This window comes from Telluria aromaticivorans (assembly GCF_013003915.1).
GTDB lineage: Bacteria > Pseudomonadota > Gammaproteobacteria > Burkholderiales > Burkholderiaceae_D > Telluria > Telluria aromaticivorans.
Window position 1 is genome coordinate 66,164 of the sequence record NZ_JABAIV010000001.1, and the last position, 16,870, is coordinate 83,033.

Annotated in this window: 20 protein-coding genes and 1 pseudogene; 9 read left to right on the plus strand and 12 right to left on the minus strand. The window is 59.9% G+C overall.

The window, feature by feature from the left end; all coding sequences use genetic code 11:
• The first annotated feature begins 173 nt into the window (after positions 1-173).
• Together HGB41_RS00340 and HGB41_RS00345 are read left to right on the plus strand one after the other, a co-directional pair.
• Positions 174-1,406, plus strand: a complete 1,233-nt coding sequence (locus HGB41_RS00340) for a multidrug effflux MFS transporter (protein ID WP_171079903.1) — start codon at positions 174-176, stop codon at positions 1,404-1,406.
• Positions 1,407-1,708: 302 nt separating this feature from the next.
• Positions 1,709-2,611 carry a LysR family transcriptional regulator gene (locus tag HGB41_RS00345; protein ID WP_171079905.1) on the plus strand — a complete coding sequence of 301 codons (903 nt, stop codon included), beginning with the start codon at positions 1,709-1,711 and terminating at the stop codon, positions 2,609-2,611.
• A 45-nt stretch (positions 2,612-2,656) separates the two neighbouring features.
• On the opposite strand, the gene HGB41_RS00350 is transcribed toward HGB41_RS00345, so the two are convergent.
• Both HGB41_RS00350 and HGB41_RS00355 read right to left on the minus strand, forming a co-directional pair.
• Positions 2,657-3,301, minus strand: a complete 645-nt coding sequence (locus tag HGB41_RS00350) for a cupin domain-containing protein (RefSeq protein ID WP_171079907.1) — start codon at positions 3,299-3,301, stop codon at positions 2,657-2,659.
• Between the two features lie 294 nt (positions 3,302-3,595).
• Positions 3,596-4,294: a LysR substrate-binding domain-containing protein gene (locus tag HGB41_RS00355; protein ID WP_229422627.1), complete on the minus strand. Its 699-nt coding sequence runs from the start codon at positions 4,292-4,294 to the stop codon at positions 3,596-3,598.
• Positions 4,295-4,387: 93 nt separating this feature from the next.
• On the opposite strand from HGB41_RS00355, the pseudogene HGB41_RS00360 reads away from it, so the two are divergent.
• Both HGB41_RS00360 and HGB41_RS23905 read left to right on the plus strand, forming a co-directional pair.
• Positions 4,388-4,677 (plus strand): annotated as a pseudogene (locus tag HGB41_RS00360) (transposase); the annotation flags it as partial.
• A 55-nt stretch (positions 4,678-4,732) separates the two neighbouring features.
• Positions 4,733-4,999 carry a LysR substrate-binding domain-containing protein gene (locus HGB41_RS23905; RefSeq protein WP_371868394.1) on the plus strand — a complete coding sequence of 89 codons (267 nt, stop codon included), beginning with the start codon at positions 4,733-4,735 and terminating at the stop codon, positions 4,997-4,999.
• 334 nt (positions 5,000-5,333) lie between these two features.
• Here the strand turns inward: HGB41_RS23905 and HGB41_RS00370 are convergent, their stop codons facing one another.
• Together HGB41_RS00370 and HGB41_RS00375 are read right to left on the minus strand one after the other, a co-directional pair.
• Positions 5,334-5,843, minus strand: a complete 510-nt coding sequence (locus HGB41_RS00370; protein ID WP_171079910.1) for an HPP family protein — start codon at positions 5,841-5,843, stop codon at positions 5,334-5,336.
• Positions 5,844-5,908: 65 nt separating this feature from the next.
• Positions 5,909-6,283: a DsrE family protein gene (locus HGB41_RS00375; RefSeq protein WP_171079912.1), complete on the minus strand. Its 375-nt coding sequence runs from the start codon at positions 6,281-6,283 to the stop codon at positions 5,909-5,911.
• A 377-nt stretch (positions 6,284-6,660) separates the two neighbouring features.
• Between HGB41_RS00375 and HGB41_RS00380 the strand changes: the two genes are divergently transcribed.
• Positions 6,661-7,884 (plus strand): EAL domain-containing protein, encoded by a 1,224-nt coding sequence (locus HGB41_RS00380; protein ID WP_171079915.1) that lies wholly within the window; start codon positions 6,661-6,663, stop codon positions 7,882-7,884.
• A 45-nt stretch (positions 7,885-7,929) separates the two neighbouring features.
• Here the strand turns inward: HGB41_RS00380 and HGB41_RS00385 are convergent, their stop codons facing one another.
• From HGB41_RS00385 to HGB41_RS00400, 4 genes are all read right to left on the minus strand, one after another.
• Positions 7,930-8,685 (minus strand): EAL domain-containing protein, encoded by a 756-nt coding sequence (locus HGB41_RS00385; RefSeq protein ID WP_229422629.1) that lies wholly within the window; start codon positions 8,683-8,685, stop codon positions 7,930-7,932.
• Positions 8,682-8,957 (minus strand): hypothetical protein, encoded by a 276-nt coding sequence (locus tag HGB41_RS00390; protein ID WP_171079919.1) that lies wholly within the window; start codon positions 8,955-8,957, stop codon positions 8,682-8,684. Before HGB41_RS00390 ends, HGB41_RS00385 begins: the two co-directional genes overlap by 4 nt.
• A 132-nt stretch (positions 8,958-9,089) precedes the next feature.
• Positions 9,090-9,317 carry a nucleotidyl cyclase domain-containing protein gene (locus HGB41_RS00395; RefSeq protein WP_171079926.1) on the minus strand — a complete coding sequence of 76 codons (228 nt, stop codon included), beginning with the start codon at positions 9,315-9,317 and terminating at the stop codon, positions 9,090-9,092.
• Positions 9,318-9,555: 238 nt separating this feature from the next.
• Entirely contained in the window at positions 9,556-9,930 is a 375-nt protein-coding gene (locus tag HGB41_RS00400) for a DsrE family protein (protein WP_171079928.1), read from the minus strand.
• Between the two features lie 276 nt (positions 9,931-10,206).
• Here HGB41_RS00400 and HGB41_RS00405 point away from each other — a divergent pair, with 276 nt between their 5' ends.
• Together HGB41_RS00405 and HGB41_RS00410 are read left to right on the plus strand one after the other, a co-directional pair.
• Positions 10,207-11,205, plus strand: coding sequence for an alpha/beta fold hydrolase (locus HGB41_RS00405; RefSeq protein WP_171079930.1), 999 nt, complete (start codon positions 10,207-10,209; stop codon positions 11,203-11,205).
• Positions 11,206-11,373: 168 nt separating this feature from the next.
• Complete coding sequence (locus HGB41_RS00410; protein WP_171079932.1) at positions 11,374-11,880, plus strand: DUF1993 domain-containing protein; 507 nt, start codon at positions 11,374-11,376, stop codon at positions 11,878-11,880.
• Positions 11,881-12,247: 367 nt separating this feature from the next.
• On the opposite strand, the gene grxC is transcribed toward HGB41_RS00410, so the two are convergent.
• Both grxC and HGB41_RS00420 read right to left on the minus strand, forming a co-directional pair.
• A complete protein-coding gene (gene grxC / locus HGB41_RS00415; RefSeq protein ID WP_171079934.1) occupies positions 12,248-12,508 on the minus strand; it encodes a glutaredoxin 3 in 261 nt (86 codons plus the stop codon).
• A gap of 52 nt (positions 12,509-12,560) precedes the next feature.
• The gene (locus HGB41_RS00420) at positions 12,561-13,097 is read right to left on the minus strand and encodes a carboxymuconolactone decarboxylase family protein (protein WP_171079936.1); all 537 of its coding nucleotides are present in this window, start codon (positions 13,095-13,097) and stop codon (positions 12,561-12,563) included.
• Positions 13,098-13,188: 91 nt separating this feature from the next.
• Between HGB41_RS00420 and HGB41_RS00425 the strand changes: the two genes are divergently transcribed.
• Positions 13,189-14,178 carry an AraC family transcriptional regulator gene (locus tag HGB41_RS00425; protein WP_229422630.1) on the plus strand — a complete coding sequence of 330 codons (990 nt, stop codon included), beginning with the start codon at positions 13,189-13,191 and terminating at the stop codon, positions 14,176-14,178.
• A 77-nt stretch (positions 14,179-14,255) separates the two neighbouring features.
• Here the strand turns inward: HGB41_RS00425 and HGB41_RS00430 are convergent, their stop codons facing one another.
• Both HGB41_RS00430 and HGB41_RS00435 read right to left on the minus strand, forming a co-directional pair.
• Positions 14,256-14,630: a DsrE family protein gene (locus HGB41_RS00430; protein ID WP_171079939.1), complete on the minus strand. Its 375-nt coding sequence runs from the start codon at positions 14,628-14,630 to the stop codon at positions 14,256-14,258.
• Positions 14,631-14,755: 125 nt separating this feature from the next.
• The gene (locus HGB41_RS00435) at positions 14,756-15,412 is read right to left on the minus strand and encodes a LysR substrate-binding domain-containing protein (protein WP_371868395.1); all 657 of its coding nucleotides are present in this window, start codon (positions 15,410-15,412) and stop codon (positions 14,756-14,758) included.
• Positions 15,413-15,715: 303 nt separating this feature from the next.
• Between HGB41_RS00435 and HGB41_RS00440 the strand changes: the two genes are divergently transcribed.
• A complete protein-coding gene (locus HGB41_RS00440; RefSeq protein ID WP_171079941.1) occupies positions 15,716-16,651 on the plus strand; it encodes a PDR/VanB family oxidoreductase in 936 nt (311 codons plus the stop codon).
• The last annotated feature ends 219 nt before the right edge of the window (positions 16,652-16,870 follow it).

Below are 16,870 nucleotides of genomic sequence, written 5' to 3' on the forward strand. Positions count from 1 at the left end.
TTCTCTTTTTACCTGGCACACACCCAGCGGAATTTTCACCACCGCACCCGCCTGGCTGCTGCAAAAAATGATCACGCACCGGACCGGGTCGACACCTGAAAAGCAAGGCGCCGGCTTCATGGCGGCCGATCCTCGGCTTGGCATGGCCGTGCTGCTGGCATAGGGGTCGCGCCATGCCCGGTCAACCAGAGACAACACCAGGGCCGATCGCCAGTCAGGCGAGCCGGCGCACCATCTTGCTGCTTCTGGGAGGACTGGCCCTGCTTGGGCCACTATCGGTTGATTTCTATCTGCCGGCCTTTTCTAGCATTGCACACTCCATGCAGGTCGGCCCGGCACAGGTGCAGTACACGCTGACAGCCTACCTGTTCTCATATGCAGTCCTGAGCCTGTGGCATGGTGCGCTATCGGACACGTTCGGCCGGCGCAAGGTGGTCATTGTTTCGCTGGTGCTGTTCGGGGTCGCCTCACTCGGCTGCGCACTGGCGCCGGATATCGGGGCTCTGTCCGTCTTTCGCATGCTGCAAGGCGTCGCGGCGGGTGCAGGAACGGTGATCGGGCGCGCCATCATTCGCGACCTGTACGAAGGTGCACCGGCGGCCCGCATGCTTTCGATGGTCAGCATGATATTCGCGATCTCTCCAGCCTTCGCACCCATCCTTGGCGGTTGGGTTGTCACTGCGTTCGAATGGAGGGCAATCTTCTACGCGCTGGCTCTCTATACGGTGACCTTGTTGTGGTTCTGTATGCGCTACCTGCCCGAGACACTGGCCCCGGGAGAACGCCAATCACTCGCGCCGGCTAAGCTGTTTCGTAACTATGCCAAGGTATTTCTATCCGTGGGCTTCCAGCGCGGGGCCGGCGCTATCGCCGTCAACTTTGCAGGTCTGTTTCTGACCGTCGCGGCGGCGCCGCTTGTCTTGGGCGAACACCTGGGATTGTCGGCGAACCAGTTTGGCTGGCACTTCGTGCCGATGGTTGGCGGGATTTTCCTGGGTTCCCTGGCAGCTGACCGGCTCGCTGGCAAGTTCGGCTTGCAGCGACAGATCGGTATCGGCTTTGCCGTGATGCTGGCCGGTGCAGGCGCCAACTTGCTGTATCACGCTGTCCTTCCTCCCGCCCTGCCCTGGTCGGTCGCGCCGATCTTCTTCTATGCATCCGGGATGTCGCTCGCCGCTCCAGGACTCACGCTGACGGTGCTCGACCTGTTTCCCGACGTGCGGGGGGTGGTCGCCTCAATGCAGAGCTTCTCGATGGTAATGCTTACCGCAATCGTTACCGCGGTCGCGGCGCCCGCGCTCCAGCACTCGATGTTCTACTTGGCGCTCGGCCAACTGGCGTTCGGTCTTGCGGGACTCGTGCTTTGGCTGCCAGGCTTGGCACGAAGGTCCCTCCCCCCGCCCTGAAGCTCGCGCACCCCTGCCAGAGGCAGGCTTGGTGGGCGCTGTCGACATCGCGGTGCACTAGTCCAATGCCAATGCGCTAAGCGGCGACCGCCTCAGTAGGGCGAAGCCGTAATCTGAGCACGATCTGAGCACTCCTGCACGAAGCCAGGCGTGTTGCCGTTCTTATTGTCGTTCACGGCCTGCTACCGCACCCCGTACGGCAACGATCCCAAGGGAGCCAGCGGAAACGCAGCCCTAGGCGACACGTCGAATAAATGGGACAATTTCCAGGCTTTCTTCGGCATGTGAATAATTGGAGCGCGATGGATCAACTACTGGCGATACGTGCGTTTGCACGCGTTGTTGAGGCAGGAACCTTTACCAAGGCCGCAGACTCGATGAATATGCCGAACGCTACCCTTACCAAGCTGGTCCAGGGACTCGAGGCGCATCTTGGCGTAAAACTCCTTCAAAGGACGACGCGGCGCGTATCGGTGACTCCCGAAGGGGCGGCCTATTACGAGAGGACTGGCCGCATGCTCAAGGAGCTCGAGGATATCGATGGCAGCATCGGTGCCGACCAAGGTCGCCCGCGGGGGCAGCTACGCATCGACATGGGGTCGTCGCTCGCAAACTTGATCATTATTCCTGCCCTGCCGGAGTTTCTCGAGCGGTATCCAGACATACGTATCGACCTTGGAGTGAGCGACCGGCTCGTCGATCTTGTCGGAGACAACGTTGACTGCGTTATTCGTGGTGGTACCTTGATTGAAATGTCCTTGATCGGACGCCAGATCGGCGCAGCCCGTTGGGTCACCTGCGCGACACCTGATTACCTGAAGCGGCATGGTGTGCCGCGCGAGCCCCTTGAACTGGAAACCGGTCACCTGATCGTCAGTTATCTATTGTCGCGAACGAATCGGGCCGTACCCATGCATTTCGTCCACGCGGGACGCAAAGTTGAGATATCCGGGACCCGTGCGATTGGCGTCAATGAAGGCAATGCGCATCTCGCCGCGGGTCTGGCCGGGCTTGGCGTGATCCAGACATTCGCCTACACCGCCAAGGCCCATATCGCGTCTGGCGCGCTGGTGCCGATACTCGAAGATTGGCAGCCGGCTCCCTATCCGTTTTATGTCGTGTATCCACCAAATCGCCACTTGAGCAACCGTCTCAGGGTGTTCATAGACTGGATTGCCGGGCGCTTTCCCGGTCTGACGGCCTAGAAGGCACGCACGCGTAAGCTTCAGGCACAGGATCGCTGCACGTCGCTAGCGCTTGAAAACTTGATCGGTAAGCGGTCGGTTGAACCAGTGCCCCAGGTAAGCGAGCATGGCCTGCCGAACAGGGTTCGGCAAGCTGGTGATTACGTGCGCCAGGGGTTTCGGGTTCAGGGCCGTGGAAGGTGGCGATCCTCCTCCAGCATCCCACACCACACCATGGTCGGCGAATATGCCGATCATCGCGGCCTTGTCCGTCCCCATCAGGGAAACACGCGCTGCAATCGTGCGAAACGCCTGCTCCACGAAGCCAGGCCATAGCACGACACCGACGACGCTCTCCCGTGTCCCCTGCTGTGCAATCCGATGTGCAACGCCTGGGGGTAGAACCAACGCTGTTCCCTCTTCGAGGCGAGCAAGAACGTGGGCTCCGCTGCGCATCTGCAATTGCCCCTGCAGCGCCACCACCAACTTGTGTTCGAACCGGTGCATCAAGGGAAGATTCAGTCCCTTCAAGGGCAAGAGAAAGCGCATGCCGGTGGCGGCACCCGCGACGTTCTTCTCAGCCAGATCAATATGTACCGGGTAGCCATCGGTGAAAAGCTCCAGAACGTCGCTTGCAGATGAAGCGGGCTGCGCGATCGCGGCCTGGATTTTAGGCGCGCCCATATCAAAAGCGAGTTGGCCGTCGGCCACTCAGGCCCCGGTGGTGTCGGCGTCGGAAGCCAGGGTCGCGGCGACAGCAGTTGCGCTTGCGCAGTGCTTTGTTGTTTGGCAGTTGGTGAAGCATGCCGGCCATGGTGCTTCTCCTCCATCAGCGTGGTCCGGATTGCCCGTCGCTGTCTACACCGGATCTACTATAGAAAATTCGCCGGCCCCTAGAAACCACGCCCGGCGAAATTCACAATTTCGGTAAGCGCAATACACCGCAGAGGCGGGACCAGAGCGCGCAGGCAGCCCGGCTGCTGCCGCGGCTGCTGTGTCAACCCGTTAATCCGCCGCCACGCCTGTTGCCCCGATTTCCGCCAACCACTCCGTGAACACGCCCACCTTGGCCGACAGATGCCGATTGAGCGGGTACACCACATGCACAGGCACAGGGGGAATGACCCAGTCGTGCAGCACCCTGACCAGGCGTCCGCTCTTCAAATGTGCCCTGGCGGAAAAGTCAGTCAGCTGCGCACAACCCAGCCCGGCCAATGCGGCTTCGGTGTAGGCATTCATATCGCTTACCGCGATGGCCGCAGTCATGGGAACGCGCAGCACCGTGCCGTCTTTGGTGAAGTCCCATTCGTAATACTTGCCGGTCTTGGACGAAATGAAGTTCACGCATACGTGCCGTTCCAGGTCGGAGGGATGCTGGGGCGTTCCATATTGCGCCAGGTATTCAGGTGCCGCGCAGGTGGCGAAATGCACCGTGGCGATGCGACCTGCGGTGAGCGATGAGTCGGCCAGTTCGCCCCCTCGGATGGCGCAGTCGAACCCGTCCTCGATCAGATCCACCGGGCGGTCGCTGGACGAGAGGTCAAGCATGATTTCGGGAAAACGCCTGAAAAACTGCGGCAGCGCCGGAATCAGAAAATTGGTTGCCAGCGCGGTCGGGGCCGACACCCGTAAGCGCCCGCGTGGGCTGCGTCGCGTGTGGGATAGCAGTTCCTCGGCTTCACGCAGGTCGGACAAGATGCGCAAGCAAAGTTCGTAGTAAGACGCCCGGTAATCCCCCCGCAAAAAAATGAGCGCGTTTAGAAGTAGAATTTTCTACTTAAGAACAGGAAGCTCTACATGAAGACGTCCCGCTTTACCGACAGCCAGATCATCGCCATCCTCAAGCAGGCCGAAGCCGGCAGCCCTGTACCGGAGCTGTGCCGCGAGCACGGCATCAGCAACGCCAGGTTCTACAAGTGGCGCGCCAAGTTCGGCGGCATGGATGCCTCGCTGATGGCACGCATGAAGGAGCTGGAGGAGGAAAATCGGCGCCTGAAGAAAATGTATGCCGAGGAGCGCCTCAAGGCCGAGATCGTCGCGGAGGCGCTTGCAAAAAAGTGGTAGCGCCATCTCAGCGGCGGGAGATGGGGACTCGATGCCGGCATCCGGGCGCCAGAGAGCGTTCCTCTCGACATAATCGCGGTGCCATTCAGCCCGCCCATCCGCGTTCTCGTCGTCGGCTCACCGGGGTATCTTTCGAAGAATGGTGTGCCGTCGGTGCCGGATGACTTGCATCGCCATCAGTGCATCCGTAGTCGTTTGCCCAGCGGTTCTCTGTACCCTTGGGAATTTGAACGGGCCGGCCAGACGGTCATCATCAATCCACGCGGTCAGCTGACTCTCGACAACAATCTGATGGTGGCCGCTGCCATATCGGGCGCAGATTCGGTGTGGGTAAGCGTCTGGTAGGTAAAAAATCTTATCGCGGAGAAGAACCTTGTTCCTGCGCTGAAGGATGGTCGCCAGAGTCGCCGGGGCTGCAGATGCTATATCCAAGTCATCGGCACCTGTCGGCGGGAATGCGGGCATTCGTCACGTTTCTGAAGCAAGCCAATGTGGGCCAAAGCATTCAACCCGCCCCGGGGTGAGCGGATGTATTGGACGGCGCCAGGCCCTGCCATTCCCGGAACCGCATGCTTCGCGCGTGGACCCGTAACGCGACCTGGAGTGGCGGTATCTTCGCGGCCTGGGGCTGCGTTCCCAATGCCGGAGGCAGGTGGTCGTCGGCATTCGGACTGAAGCGTCACCAGTATTTGGGATAGCGGGCAGCGCGAGTCGCGTTGTTGTACACCAGGGCGACGAGTACGACGATCAGTGCGCCGCTCAGGGTTGGGAATAGGATGAAGTCCCAGCCAGGCTGAGCAAAAAATATGATGACTGGATTGGAACCGGCCGGTGCATGTGCGGTACGAGTCAGAAGCATCAGCGAAATTGCGGTGCCGACTGCCAGAGCCACTGCCCACCAACTCGGGCCGAATAGTGCGAGGAAAGAAAGGCCAGTCAATGAACTGATCAGGTGCCCGAAGACGACGTTGCGTGGCTGCGAGAGTGGCGAATCGGGGAAACCAAAGATCAGTACGCACGATGCGCCAAACGATCCCAGCACAAGCACGGTCGAAAGTGCATCGGCCAGGCCCGCTACCGTACCGATGGCTAATACGCCGCCGAGCCAGGCGAGCAGGACATTGCGCACGCTTGGTTGCGCTGGCAGGGCAGCGCCGTCGCCGCGGAATTTGCCAAAAAACTGTTTCATCAATATTGCCTTTCGAAGAAGAACCAGAAAGCAGCCGGTGATGCGGCTGCACGGTGATCGCGGCTTCAGAAACTGAAAATGGTATAACCTTGCTCCGACAGCTGGGCAATGCTGGGCAGTCCCGAGGTGCCCGGTACGCTGTTGTCGGTGATCAGGTCGAATCCATTCTTGACCGCGTCCTCGCGCGACCCGAAAACGTCCGCGCAGCCGCATGACACGCCAGCCACGGTGTCTGCCACGGCGTTGTACAGCGCGTGCACCGGGTGGTCCGCGTTGCCGACAACGCCGGCCCAGCGCGTACCAGTGCCCTGGAAGTAAATGGCCACCTCAGTGCCGCGCTGCTTGAAGTCGTAGGCTGCAGCCAAGGCATTGAACAGACGGCCGAGGGCTTCTTCGCCGCCATGTTTTGGGTCGGACAGAACGATAATTGCTGCTTTCATGATGGTTTCCTTTGATGGGTTGGGTGATATAGCGCGTCATGAGCTGACAAGGAGCATTCTAGGAATTCAAACCTCGGCAAGAAACTGCCTATGGCGAAATTCATTGTTCCGCTAGGCGTAACACGCCATCCATGCGGCAGCGGTGCGCGCCTGCTTCGCGGTGCCGTCACGGTGGGCGAGCGCGTGAATGGGCTATGCTTTTGCTTTTCTTCAGCATTGCGCACAGGACGGCACCCGCTCTGCAGTAATTTCGGCGGGAGAGTCCGACGCTGCATTTGTGCCTTGCGTCACCACTGGCCGGCCCCTACCCGGCACGACTTGACGGAGTTGAAAACTAGGCGGATAAATGTAAACACGCTGACGTCGGGAGAGCCGTGATGACGACCTTTACAGAGGGCGACATTGCCCAGGGCATCGCCAACAAAGAATTCATGCTGTACTACCAGCCAAAGGCTTCACTGATTACCAATCGCATCGTCGGGGCGGAGGCATTGGCGCGCTGGCGGCGCCCCGACGGCACCGTGCAGTCGCCGGCGAGCTTCATTCAGGTCGCCGAACGAAGCGGATTGATCAAAGACCTGGCACTGCAGCTCCTGCCGCCGCTCGTGCATGAGCTGGCCGATACAGGCTTGGGTACCGATCTTTGCGTGTCCTTTAACGTCACAGCCCAGGATTTCGAAGACGACACCCTCACCGAAGCAGTGCTTTACGCCATCGCTCACCAGCGGCTTCCACCCGCTTCCCTCGAGCTCGAAATAACCGAAACGCAAGCGCTTGAAGCCGGGTGCTGCGTACTCCACCGAATACAAGCGCTGACCAACGCCGGCATCGGCCTGGCCATGGACGACTATGGGATTGGCTATTCGAGCATGGATACTCTTAGCCAGTGGCCGTTTACCACCATCAAGCTGGACCAGGGCATTGTGGGGCGCATGCTTGATTCTAAAAAGAACGCGACCATCGTCCGCTCGTCAATCAGACTTGGGCATGAACTCGGCTTGAAAGTTGTGGCGGAAGGCGTGGAAGCCATGGCCCAGTACGATTTTCTGGTCGATGCCGGGTGCGGGGTTATCCAGGGGTATTTGCTGAGTCCGCCGCTTCCACTCGACGATTTTTTAGCCCTGCGCCGTCGCGCCGGCGATCGCACAGGTTTTCCCATTGGACTCGTGTATATGGCGATCGTCGACCATGTCCAGTGGCGCCGCCAGATGGTCACCTATGCGATCCAGCGCGCAAATTTGCCATCGAACTCACCTGCACGTCAAACGGAGGGCTATCCGGAACTGTGTGTCACCAAGTGTTCACTAGGCCGATGGTATTACGGGGATGGCCGTTACTTCGCCGAAACGCCGATGTACGAGGCGCTTGACGGACCGCATCACGACCTGCACCGGGCGGGCGAAGCCATCGTCGACAGTATTCGCGCAGGGGCAACGCTTGCCGAACTAGCAGCTCAGCTCCAGGCTCTTAAAGTTGCGTCGACATCGCTCATCCGCTTGCTGGAAGACATTGAAGATGTCGGCCTGCAGGCCATGTATGGCGAAGCGCCCGGACACACCTGTGCGAGTAATGCTCATCGCGATTCAATCATCCCGACTTGAATCGTCACGCAGGCGTTCTTGCCGCTCCCCGGCCCGGATGAGCGGTCATGCAAGATGGGGCGGGTCAAAGCAACGTGAATGCGCATCCGCGGCCGCGATGCCGGGTTCGACAACCCGCTCCCCGCGCGACTGCCAGCGAGCCAGTTCCTCGATGGGCATCGGCATACTAATAAGATACCCTTGGGCCTGGTCGCAGCCGTGTTCAGTAAGTTGCTGCCAAACACGCACATTTTCCACCCCCTCGGCAACTACTTGGCTGCCAAGCGCGTGGCCGAGCTCGATCGTGGAACGCACTATTACCGCTGAGTCCGGATCATCCAGCATCGGGCTAATGAAGGACTGATCGATCTTGATGCCGTCAATCGGGAAACGCTGCAGATAGCTAAGGCTTGAATACCCTGTGCCATAGTCGTCAATGAATACATCGGCTCCACACGCTTTGATCCGCGACAGGGCGGCCAGCGCCGCGTCGGGATCTTCGATCAGCGCGCTCTCCGTTAGCTCAAACTGAATCAGCTCGGGTCGGACGCCCCACGCGTCAAGCTGGTCCTCGATTCGCTGGGCCATGGCGGGGCTGCGGATGTCATGCGCCGACAGGTTGAGTGCCAGTTTTCCCGTGTGGCCGCTCTCCTGCCATCCGCGCAGATAGCCCATGGTGGCGTTTAACATCCAGTTTGTCACACGCGTAATGATCCCACTCTGTTCGGCGAGCTTGATGAAGTGAACTGGGGTAATGACGCCCAGTCTTGGATGGGCCCAACGCACCAGGGCTTCGGCACCCGAAATTCGTCCGGTTTTCATGTCAATCTTGGGCTGGCAATACAGGCGCAATTCGTCACGTTCAATGGCGCCCTCAGGTCGCCCATCAAAGTCAAGCGGGCGACGTACGCCCGGTGTGCAGCGATGGCAAACACCGTCACACTTGCACCGCTCAAAGTGCTGTGAAACAGCGCGGCATTGGCCTGGCGCACCATGGTGTCAGGTGAGGCCGTCTCGCCGGAGTTGCATGCCACCCCCGCCTGAATCGTAACGACTACGGACATATCGTCGATATCGATGGCTGTGTCCAGCATATGGCAAAGCGCTTCCGCGTATAGTTTTGCATCTGCTGCGTCTCTTCCGTAAAGCACCAGGCTGAGGATGTCCTCGGCGACGTGTGCAAGCCCGCCCTCATGTGCGACCCAAGGGGCAATGCGCCCCGCCACCTACCTCAGTACCTCAGCGGCAATAGAATGGCCGAATGCAAGCTCGATTTCCTTCAGTTGCCGAAGGCGCAGGTGCACAATAGAAAGCGGTGTACCGATGGCCCGAGCCTGCTGCCATCGCTGTGCAAGGTGCTCCTTCTGGAATGCGGCCGGCACCAGATTATCGTTCGTATCCGGGCTGGCCTCGCGTGCCATGCGGTGAGCGCCGAGGGGTTCGAAAATGTGCATGTGCATCCCTCTTAAATACCCTGATTTCCATAGATTCGATGTACGGGCCTGCCTGACGATCTGCGTTCTTACGCGTCGACGATACTCGCGCGACGGCGGGTAGTCGGCAGCGGCAACCCGCGTCATTGCACGCTACTCGCGTTGAACAATCCGCTGCCGCAAATACGTCGCGCATCCGCAGCGAGTGGACGTAGCGGCATGACCGCGGTCTCGCATGCGAACGCGCCATTGCCGCGGCTTAGAAGCTGAAGATCGTGTAACCCTGGTCTGCAAGTTGGGCGATGCTTGGCAGGCCCGACGTGCCAGGTACACTGTTGTCGGTGATTAGGTCGAACCCGTTCTTTACCGCGTCCTCACGTGACCCGAAGACGTCGGCGCAGCCGCACGATACGCCAGCGACCGTGTCAGCCACGGCGTCGTACAGGGCGTGCACCGGATGGTCCGCATCACCGACGACGCCGGCCCAGCGCGTTCCGGTGCCTTGGAAATAGATGGCTACTTCAGTACCGCGCTGCTTGAAGTCGTATGCGGCGGCAAGGGCGTTAAAGAGGCGGCCCAGGGCTTCTTCGCCGCCGTGCTTTGGATCGGACAAAACAATGATAGCTGCTTTCATGATGCTTCCTTTCGAGGATGCTAGGTCGGGGAGTCGACAAGGACCATCCTAAGCGCAGCGAGTGCATTGAAAAACCGGTCGCAGAGGAATTGATTGTTTCGCCCAGCGCAATGTCATCGGTGATTCCATGTGCGTCGTCTGCTTAGGTTCTACAAGGCAAGGTCGGCGTTGTTCACTTATGTGAATAGTGCTTTTACGCAATGCGACTTTATCCGCCCGGACTCTTAACTTACAGTTCGCCCTATAGCAGCATCCGCCGCTCATCAGGAGAGCCTTATGTCCAATACAGTTTTTCGCCGCGCCGCAGTGACGCTTGCCCTTTCGGCGCTCGTCAGCGGTGGCGCCATTGCCGCTCCAGCAGTTAAATACAGCAAGGAGCCGACCGACGACGCTTCGCTCGTTCGCCGGTTGCCGGGCTTCGTCAACAACACCGCTACAGTGAACGGCGTCACGCTGCACTACGTTAGTGGCGGCAAGGGGGCTCCACTGATCTTGCTCCCGGGGTGGCCACAGACGTGGTGGGAATTTAATAAGGTTATGCCAAAACTTGCAAAGCATTACTCGGTTATTGCAGTAGATCTGCGTGGCCAGGGCAGCTCAAGCAAGCCGGAAAACGGCTACGACAAGAAAACCATGGCTGCTGACATCGCGCAACTGATCAAGCACCTTGGCCATGAAGCAGCGTACGTCGTCGGCCACGACATCGGCTCCCAGGTGGGCTGGGCCCTCGCGGCAAATTATCCTCAACGTGTCCGCAAGCTGGTCATGATGGATGTGGCGCACTCGGACGCGAGTCTGTTCAGCTGGCCGATTGTTCCGACGACGACGACCTTTAACGACAGCAGTTATATCAATGAAAACGCCCCGTTCCCGTGGTGGTTTGCCTTCCATCAGGTAAAAGGGCTACCTGAAAAACTCCTGGCCGGCCGCCATCACCTCGAGCAGGAATGGATCTTCAGCTACCTGATGAAGGACCAGTCGGCGCTGTCACCGCTCGACCGAGCGGTGTACAGAAACGCCTACGCGTCACCGCAGGCAATCCGCGCCGGCAACGCTTGGTACCAGACCTTTACCCAGGACATCGCTGACCAGAAAACCTACGCCAAGGTCTCGGTGCCGATCCTGGGTCTCGCGGGCCCGGGCTACGGCTGGGTGAAGGGATTCTTGGAAACGTATGCAACCGACGCACGCGTAACGAAGATGGATACTGGCCACTTTATCGCCGAGGAAGCCCCTGACCAGACGGTCGAGCATCTCACGGAATTCCTCAAGTAATCAAGGGCGACCAAAGGGTGCGACATAGTCGCACTCTTTGGTCGCGCGAGCAGGTAGCCGCCAAAGATCCAGATAAGCTCCAGCACTGGATCGGCAAGTAATCCGTGCGGCACCTTACACCTGCGAGCAAGGCTGGATTTAAACTCCTATATATAGAAGCAAGAGCCCATGTCCATCACCATCTATAAAGTTTCAGTGCCTGCCTTTGTGCGGGGCTTGAATGTGCTGTCGACCCTGTTGACCAAGGCTGAGGAGCATTCCGTGCAAGCTGGTGTCGCACCCGATTCACTGCTCGACGCTCGGTTGGTGGAAGATATGCTTCCGCTATCTGCCCAAGTCCAGCGTGTCAGCGATGCTTGCAAATTCGCTGCACAGCGCATCAGCGGCGGGGATGCCCCGACGTTCAACGATAATGAAAGCACCTTTGAACAGCTGCAGCTGCGCATCAAAAGAACGATCGATTACCTCGAGAGCGTTGATGCCGAGCTGCTCAATGCCGGTGGCGACCGCGAAGTTAATCTGAACTGGGGCCCGAGATTCAGCGGCGAAAGCTATTTGCTTACTTTTGCGCTGCCAAACTTTTATTTTCATCTCGTCACGGCATATGACATCTTGCGTCACAAGGGTGTCAAGCTCGGTAAGCTCGACTATCTCGGTCCGCTCGACGTGAAATAATCAGGAATCTGGCTAGGTTTCTCCGGCCCGGTGCTCGTTCGGGTGACGGCTGGCGTCCGACAGCGTCGCAGAGCGGACACAAGCGCAGGCGCGCATTCCATGGCGTCGGCGGCTTCCCTGTGCTTTGGTATCGGTTGACCGTGCCGCACCCTCCCCCAGCCCCCAGCCCGCAGCCCTGCACCTGCTCGGGTGTGCTGCGGCCGCTAGTGCGAGTATTCATCGGGTATGCGGGGGAGAGCTTGTCGTCGCGCTGACGCTCTCCTTAGCTGCCGGAATCGGCTGACTTCTTGCATCGGACACCGATTCCAGGCTGCCTCCAACAAGTTTCATGCATCACCGCCGGTCACGCCGGCACCGCCAAGGTGATTCAGCGCGTGGCTGGCAACAACCTGCCCAGTTCCCCACTACGCTCCAGCAGGACCAGATCGTCGAAACCGCCAACATGGCGTTCGCCTATAAAAATCTGGGGCACTGTGCGACGTCCGGTGCGCTGCGCCATCTCGGCACGGCGCACCGGGTCGAGGTCAATGTTGATCTCTCCCGGGGTGATGCCGTGCTGTGCCAGCAGACGCTTGGCCAGCGTGCAGTACCCGCATGTGTTGCTGCTATAAATGATTACATTGTTCATTGCGATGCTCCGTAAGGCCGGTGCATGGGTCAACGTGCACCGGCAAATTTGCTCAGTTGACGGCGGGAAAATCGATCACGGTGTCATTGACCCGGTTCACCAGGTTGGTGAACGTAATGCTGGCGACAGCAAGGAGCGTGTCGACCACCTGGGCGTCGGTGTAGCCAGCTGCCTTCACCGCAGCGACATCGTCGGCTGGCACGGTGCCCGTGGTGGTGGCCACGCGGGTTGCGAAATTGACCAAGGCGTCAATAGAGGGGTCGCCGCTCGCGCCGCTGGCACGCAGGGAGCGCATCGTGGCGTGTGAGAGGCCGGCGTGACCGCCGATAGCGGTATGCGCCGCAACGCAGTAGTCGCACCCGGCATGGGCGCTGACGGCGAGCTTGATAGCCTCGACCTGCACGCTGGACAAACTGCTCTTGCGCAGCGCACTGTCCAAATCGAGGGCAGCTTTCAGAGCAACCGGACTATTCGAACCGATAGCGACAAACGCGTTCGGCACCATGCCCACAGCCTCCTTGATGGCAGTAAACAGCTGGGCGGCTTGGCCATTGGCGAGGGCAGGATCGACGGTATAAAGACGGGACATAATATTCCTTCAGTTGGTGTGTTGGGTGATCTGCCTGACCTTGTTTCGTCAGGCATGAAAATCAGTGTAGCGACATCACCCTAGATTTTTAATGCCCAAAATCCTCTATTTCTTGCTCATTCAGCTCAACACCGGTATGGGTACTTTAAGTCGCTTGCTGTCGCTCTATCCGGTACACACTGCCCTGGACGTGCGTTGCCACTTTGCCGCCCCATGGGTGCTCGATCACGAAGGAAGCGGTTCTGGCATCGCGCCATATCACGTCGTTGTGCGTGGACGAGGGTGGCTTGAAGTGGGTACCCGCAGCGACATCCCTCTGCAGGAAGGCGACATCATCCTGTTCCCAACCGGAGCGGCGCACCGCTTGTACACTGATGACGTAAAAGGGCCGCCGGCCGCCTACCATCAGGCAAGCGCGCCCGCCTCCCTACCGCAGCTGTGCAACGACGGTACCGGGCCCGTCACCGACATCCTCTGCGGGCAGTTCGAGTTCGGCGAAGAGCCGCTCAACCCGCTGCTGGCCGCGCTCCCGGAACTGGTGCACGTGCGAACGGTCGACCGGCGCGACCTCTCGGCTCTGCGCAGCCTGATCGACATCCTGCGCAATGAGGCGGAGGCGGCAAGGCCGGGTGGACTTGCCCTGCTGTCGCAGCTTGCGTCGGCTTTATTTACCCTGGTGATGCGGGCGTGGGTAGAACAGTCGCAAACGGCACCAGGCCTGTTTGGCATGCTGGCCGAGCCGCGTCTCCAGCCAGCCCTACACGCAATGCTGACGGAGCCGGAGCGTCCGTGGGAGCTTGCCGAGCTGGCAGCCCTGTGTAACACATCCCGGGCGACCTTTGCACGCCTGTTCCAGCGCGCCGCCCAGGCGACGCCCGCCCAAGTGCTCACAGTGACGCGCATGGCCAAGGCGGCCACGCTCCTGCGCGGGGGGCGCTTGCCGGTCGGCCAAATCGCCGACCAGGTCGGCTATCAGTCGGAAGCGGCCTTCAACCGCATATTCAAGCGCACGTACGGGGTGGGTCCGGGCGCCTATCGGCGCGCCGCCGCCGCGTCCTCACCGCCTCGCGGCCTGCGCTGACCGGATAAAGAAACGCAACGCTCACACCCCGACGCCTTCTGCGGTCTAGGTATCGACCACGCCGGCACCGGCAGTCATCAGAAGCTGAAGATCGTGTAGCCTTGTTCCGACAGCTGGGCAATGCTCGGCAGGCCAGAGGTACCGGGCACGTTGTTGTCGGTGATCAGGTCGAAACCGTTTTTCTCCGCGTCTTCGCGCGCCCCGAACACGTCAGCACAGCCGCAGGACACGCCGGCTACGGTATCGGCGACGGCGCCGTGCAGGCCATGCACCGGATGCGACGGATCGCCGACGACGCCCGCCCAACGGGTGCCGGTGCCTTGGAAGTAGATCGCAACCTCCTTGCCGGCCTGCTTGAAGTCGTAGGCTGCCGCGAGGGCATTGAACAATCGGCCGAGGGCTTCTTCGCCGCCGTGTTTCGGATCCGAATAAACGATGATTGCTGCTTTCATGATGTTTCCTTTGCTGTGGGTTTGAATGGGTTTGTCGTAAGGTCGACAGGGACCACTCTAAAACCCTTGTCCTTAGCGGGAAACGGGGCGCAGCGAAATTGATTATTACGGCGGGCGTAATGCGTTCAAGCTTGCAGATGAGGGTGGGCACGCAGCCGATCGACTACACAATCGATAAAGGCACGTACCTTAGACGAGCCAAACTTGCCCTCACGGTGCACGACGTTAACTGGCCATGGCTCTTCTTCGAAATCTTCCAGCACCAGCTTGAGCGTGCCGCGCTGGAGTTCCTCGACCACCTGGTAGGACAGTAGGCGCGTGATGCCCAGGCTGCCGGCGGCCGCCTGCAGTGCAGCGTCGTTGCTGGTGACGATCAGGCGCGGCTTCATCCTGACTGTGAGCGGGTTCGCACTGCTTCCAAAACGCCACTCGACACGAGGCGATACCGGGCTTGATGAAACGATCGTATGTTGCAGGAGATCGGAAGGATGCTCGGGGAGGCCGTTCGCCTCAAGATAGGCTGGACTGGCGCAAAGGACGCGCCGGACTTGGCCGACCTGCGTGGCACGCAGCGTAGAGTCCGGCAAATGTCCGATCCGGATCGCCACATCCAGCCTCTCGTCCACCAGGTTCACGACGCGGTCGACGAAATGCGCTGCTACCTCGACCTGAGGGTGGCGCTGCATGTACTCAACAATGCAGGGCATGACGAATATGCGCCCGAACAGTACGGACGCTGTCACCGAGAGCAGGCCCCGTGGCTGAGCATTGGTGCCGGACACGGCCTCGTTAGCCTCCGCAACGCTCGCAAGGATCGTCCGCGAGTCGTCAAAGTATTGTTGGCCTGCATCCGTTAGGCGCACGTTTCGCGTAGTGCGCAATAAAAGTCGCACGCCGAGCTGCTCCTCGCGGCCGCGCACGCCTGTTATGGAACCAAGCCGATCCCGCGGACATAACGGGCGGAACCGGCCGTTTTTGGGAGGTCGATGTCGACCGATGGATTCTGCGGCAGGTGCCGCAGCGTCTTGAATGGGAATACCTCGACGCTTCGCCGTTCAACCCGCCTGCAGTGAAGGATTGATATCATGTGCTACTTAATCCAAACAATTATTCAGCACGGCCCCGCCGTCAAGGAATTCCGCCTCGTACCCGCTGATGGCAGCCGCGCTCCGGCCTGGCAACCCGGCGCGCACGTCGAGCTCGACATCCAATCCCGGTCGGGTGCTCGCTACCGCCACGCCTATTCGCTGGTCGGCGTGCCAAGCGGTCAGCTGCGCATCGCGGTGCAGCGCGAAGTATCGGGAAAAGGCGGCTCAAGGGTTCTCCACGATGAGTATCAAGCTGGCATGGGGATCGATCTGAGTGAACCGCTCAACTCGTTTCACATGCATGTCGGGACCGCGCGTAATGTTCTGATTGCAGGTGGGATTGGCATTACGCCAATGGTGTCGATGGCGCTTGCGATGGACGCGGCGGGCGCAGGCTTTGAACTCCATTATGTGGCGCGTGACGCAGGACGCCTCATCCTGCTCGACGACCTGGCTGCCGTGGCTGGCGGTAGTGTCGCGACGTACGTGACTAATTCGGCGGGTCGGCCAGATCTTCACGAAATGATCGGCGCCTATAGCGAAGGTAGCGAACTGCATGCCTGTGGCCCCGCCCCCTTGCTCGAGGCGATTCGTCAGGCGACGGCAGAACAAGGCTGGCCGATGGCACACGTCCACTTCGAGAGCTTCGGTGCCCGAAGCGCGGCAGAGGACCGTCCGGTTCGGCTGTACCTGCGGCAAAGCGACCAGAGAATCGACGTAGCTCCTGGCACCTCCCTCCTGGACGCAATGATCGCAGCCGACGCCTTTGTAGCTTATTACTGCAAGCGTGGGGAGTGTGGGAACTGCTTCGCCAATGTCGTCAAGGGGCAGCCGCTGCACCGCGACGTGTGCCTGACCACGGAGCAGCGGTCACAAGGCATCACTACTTGTGTTTCCTGGACCATAGGGGGCGAACTCGAGCTCGACTTGTGAGGGGGCTTCGGTTAGCGCAGCTGATGAAGGTACTGCTATGTGCCATGCCGCGACTTCGACGATAGGCGATTTGATAGGCTCCGGACCGATGCTCACTAGCTATCTGTCAATATCATTTGCCGAAGCTTCTTTCAAATGACATATTTCCCATAATGTCGAGTGAAATACTCGCTGCACGGCGGACTTGAATCCGCAGGCGGCGTCCCGGAGCGAACAGCG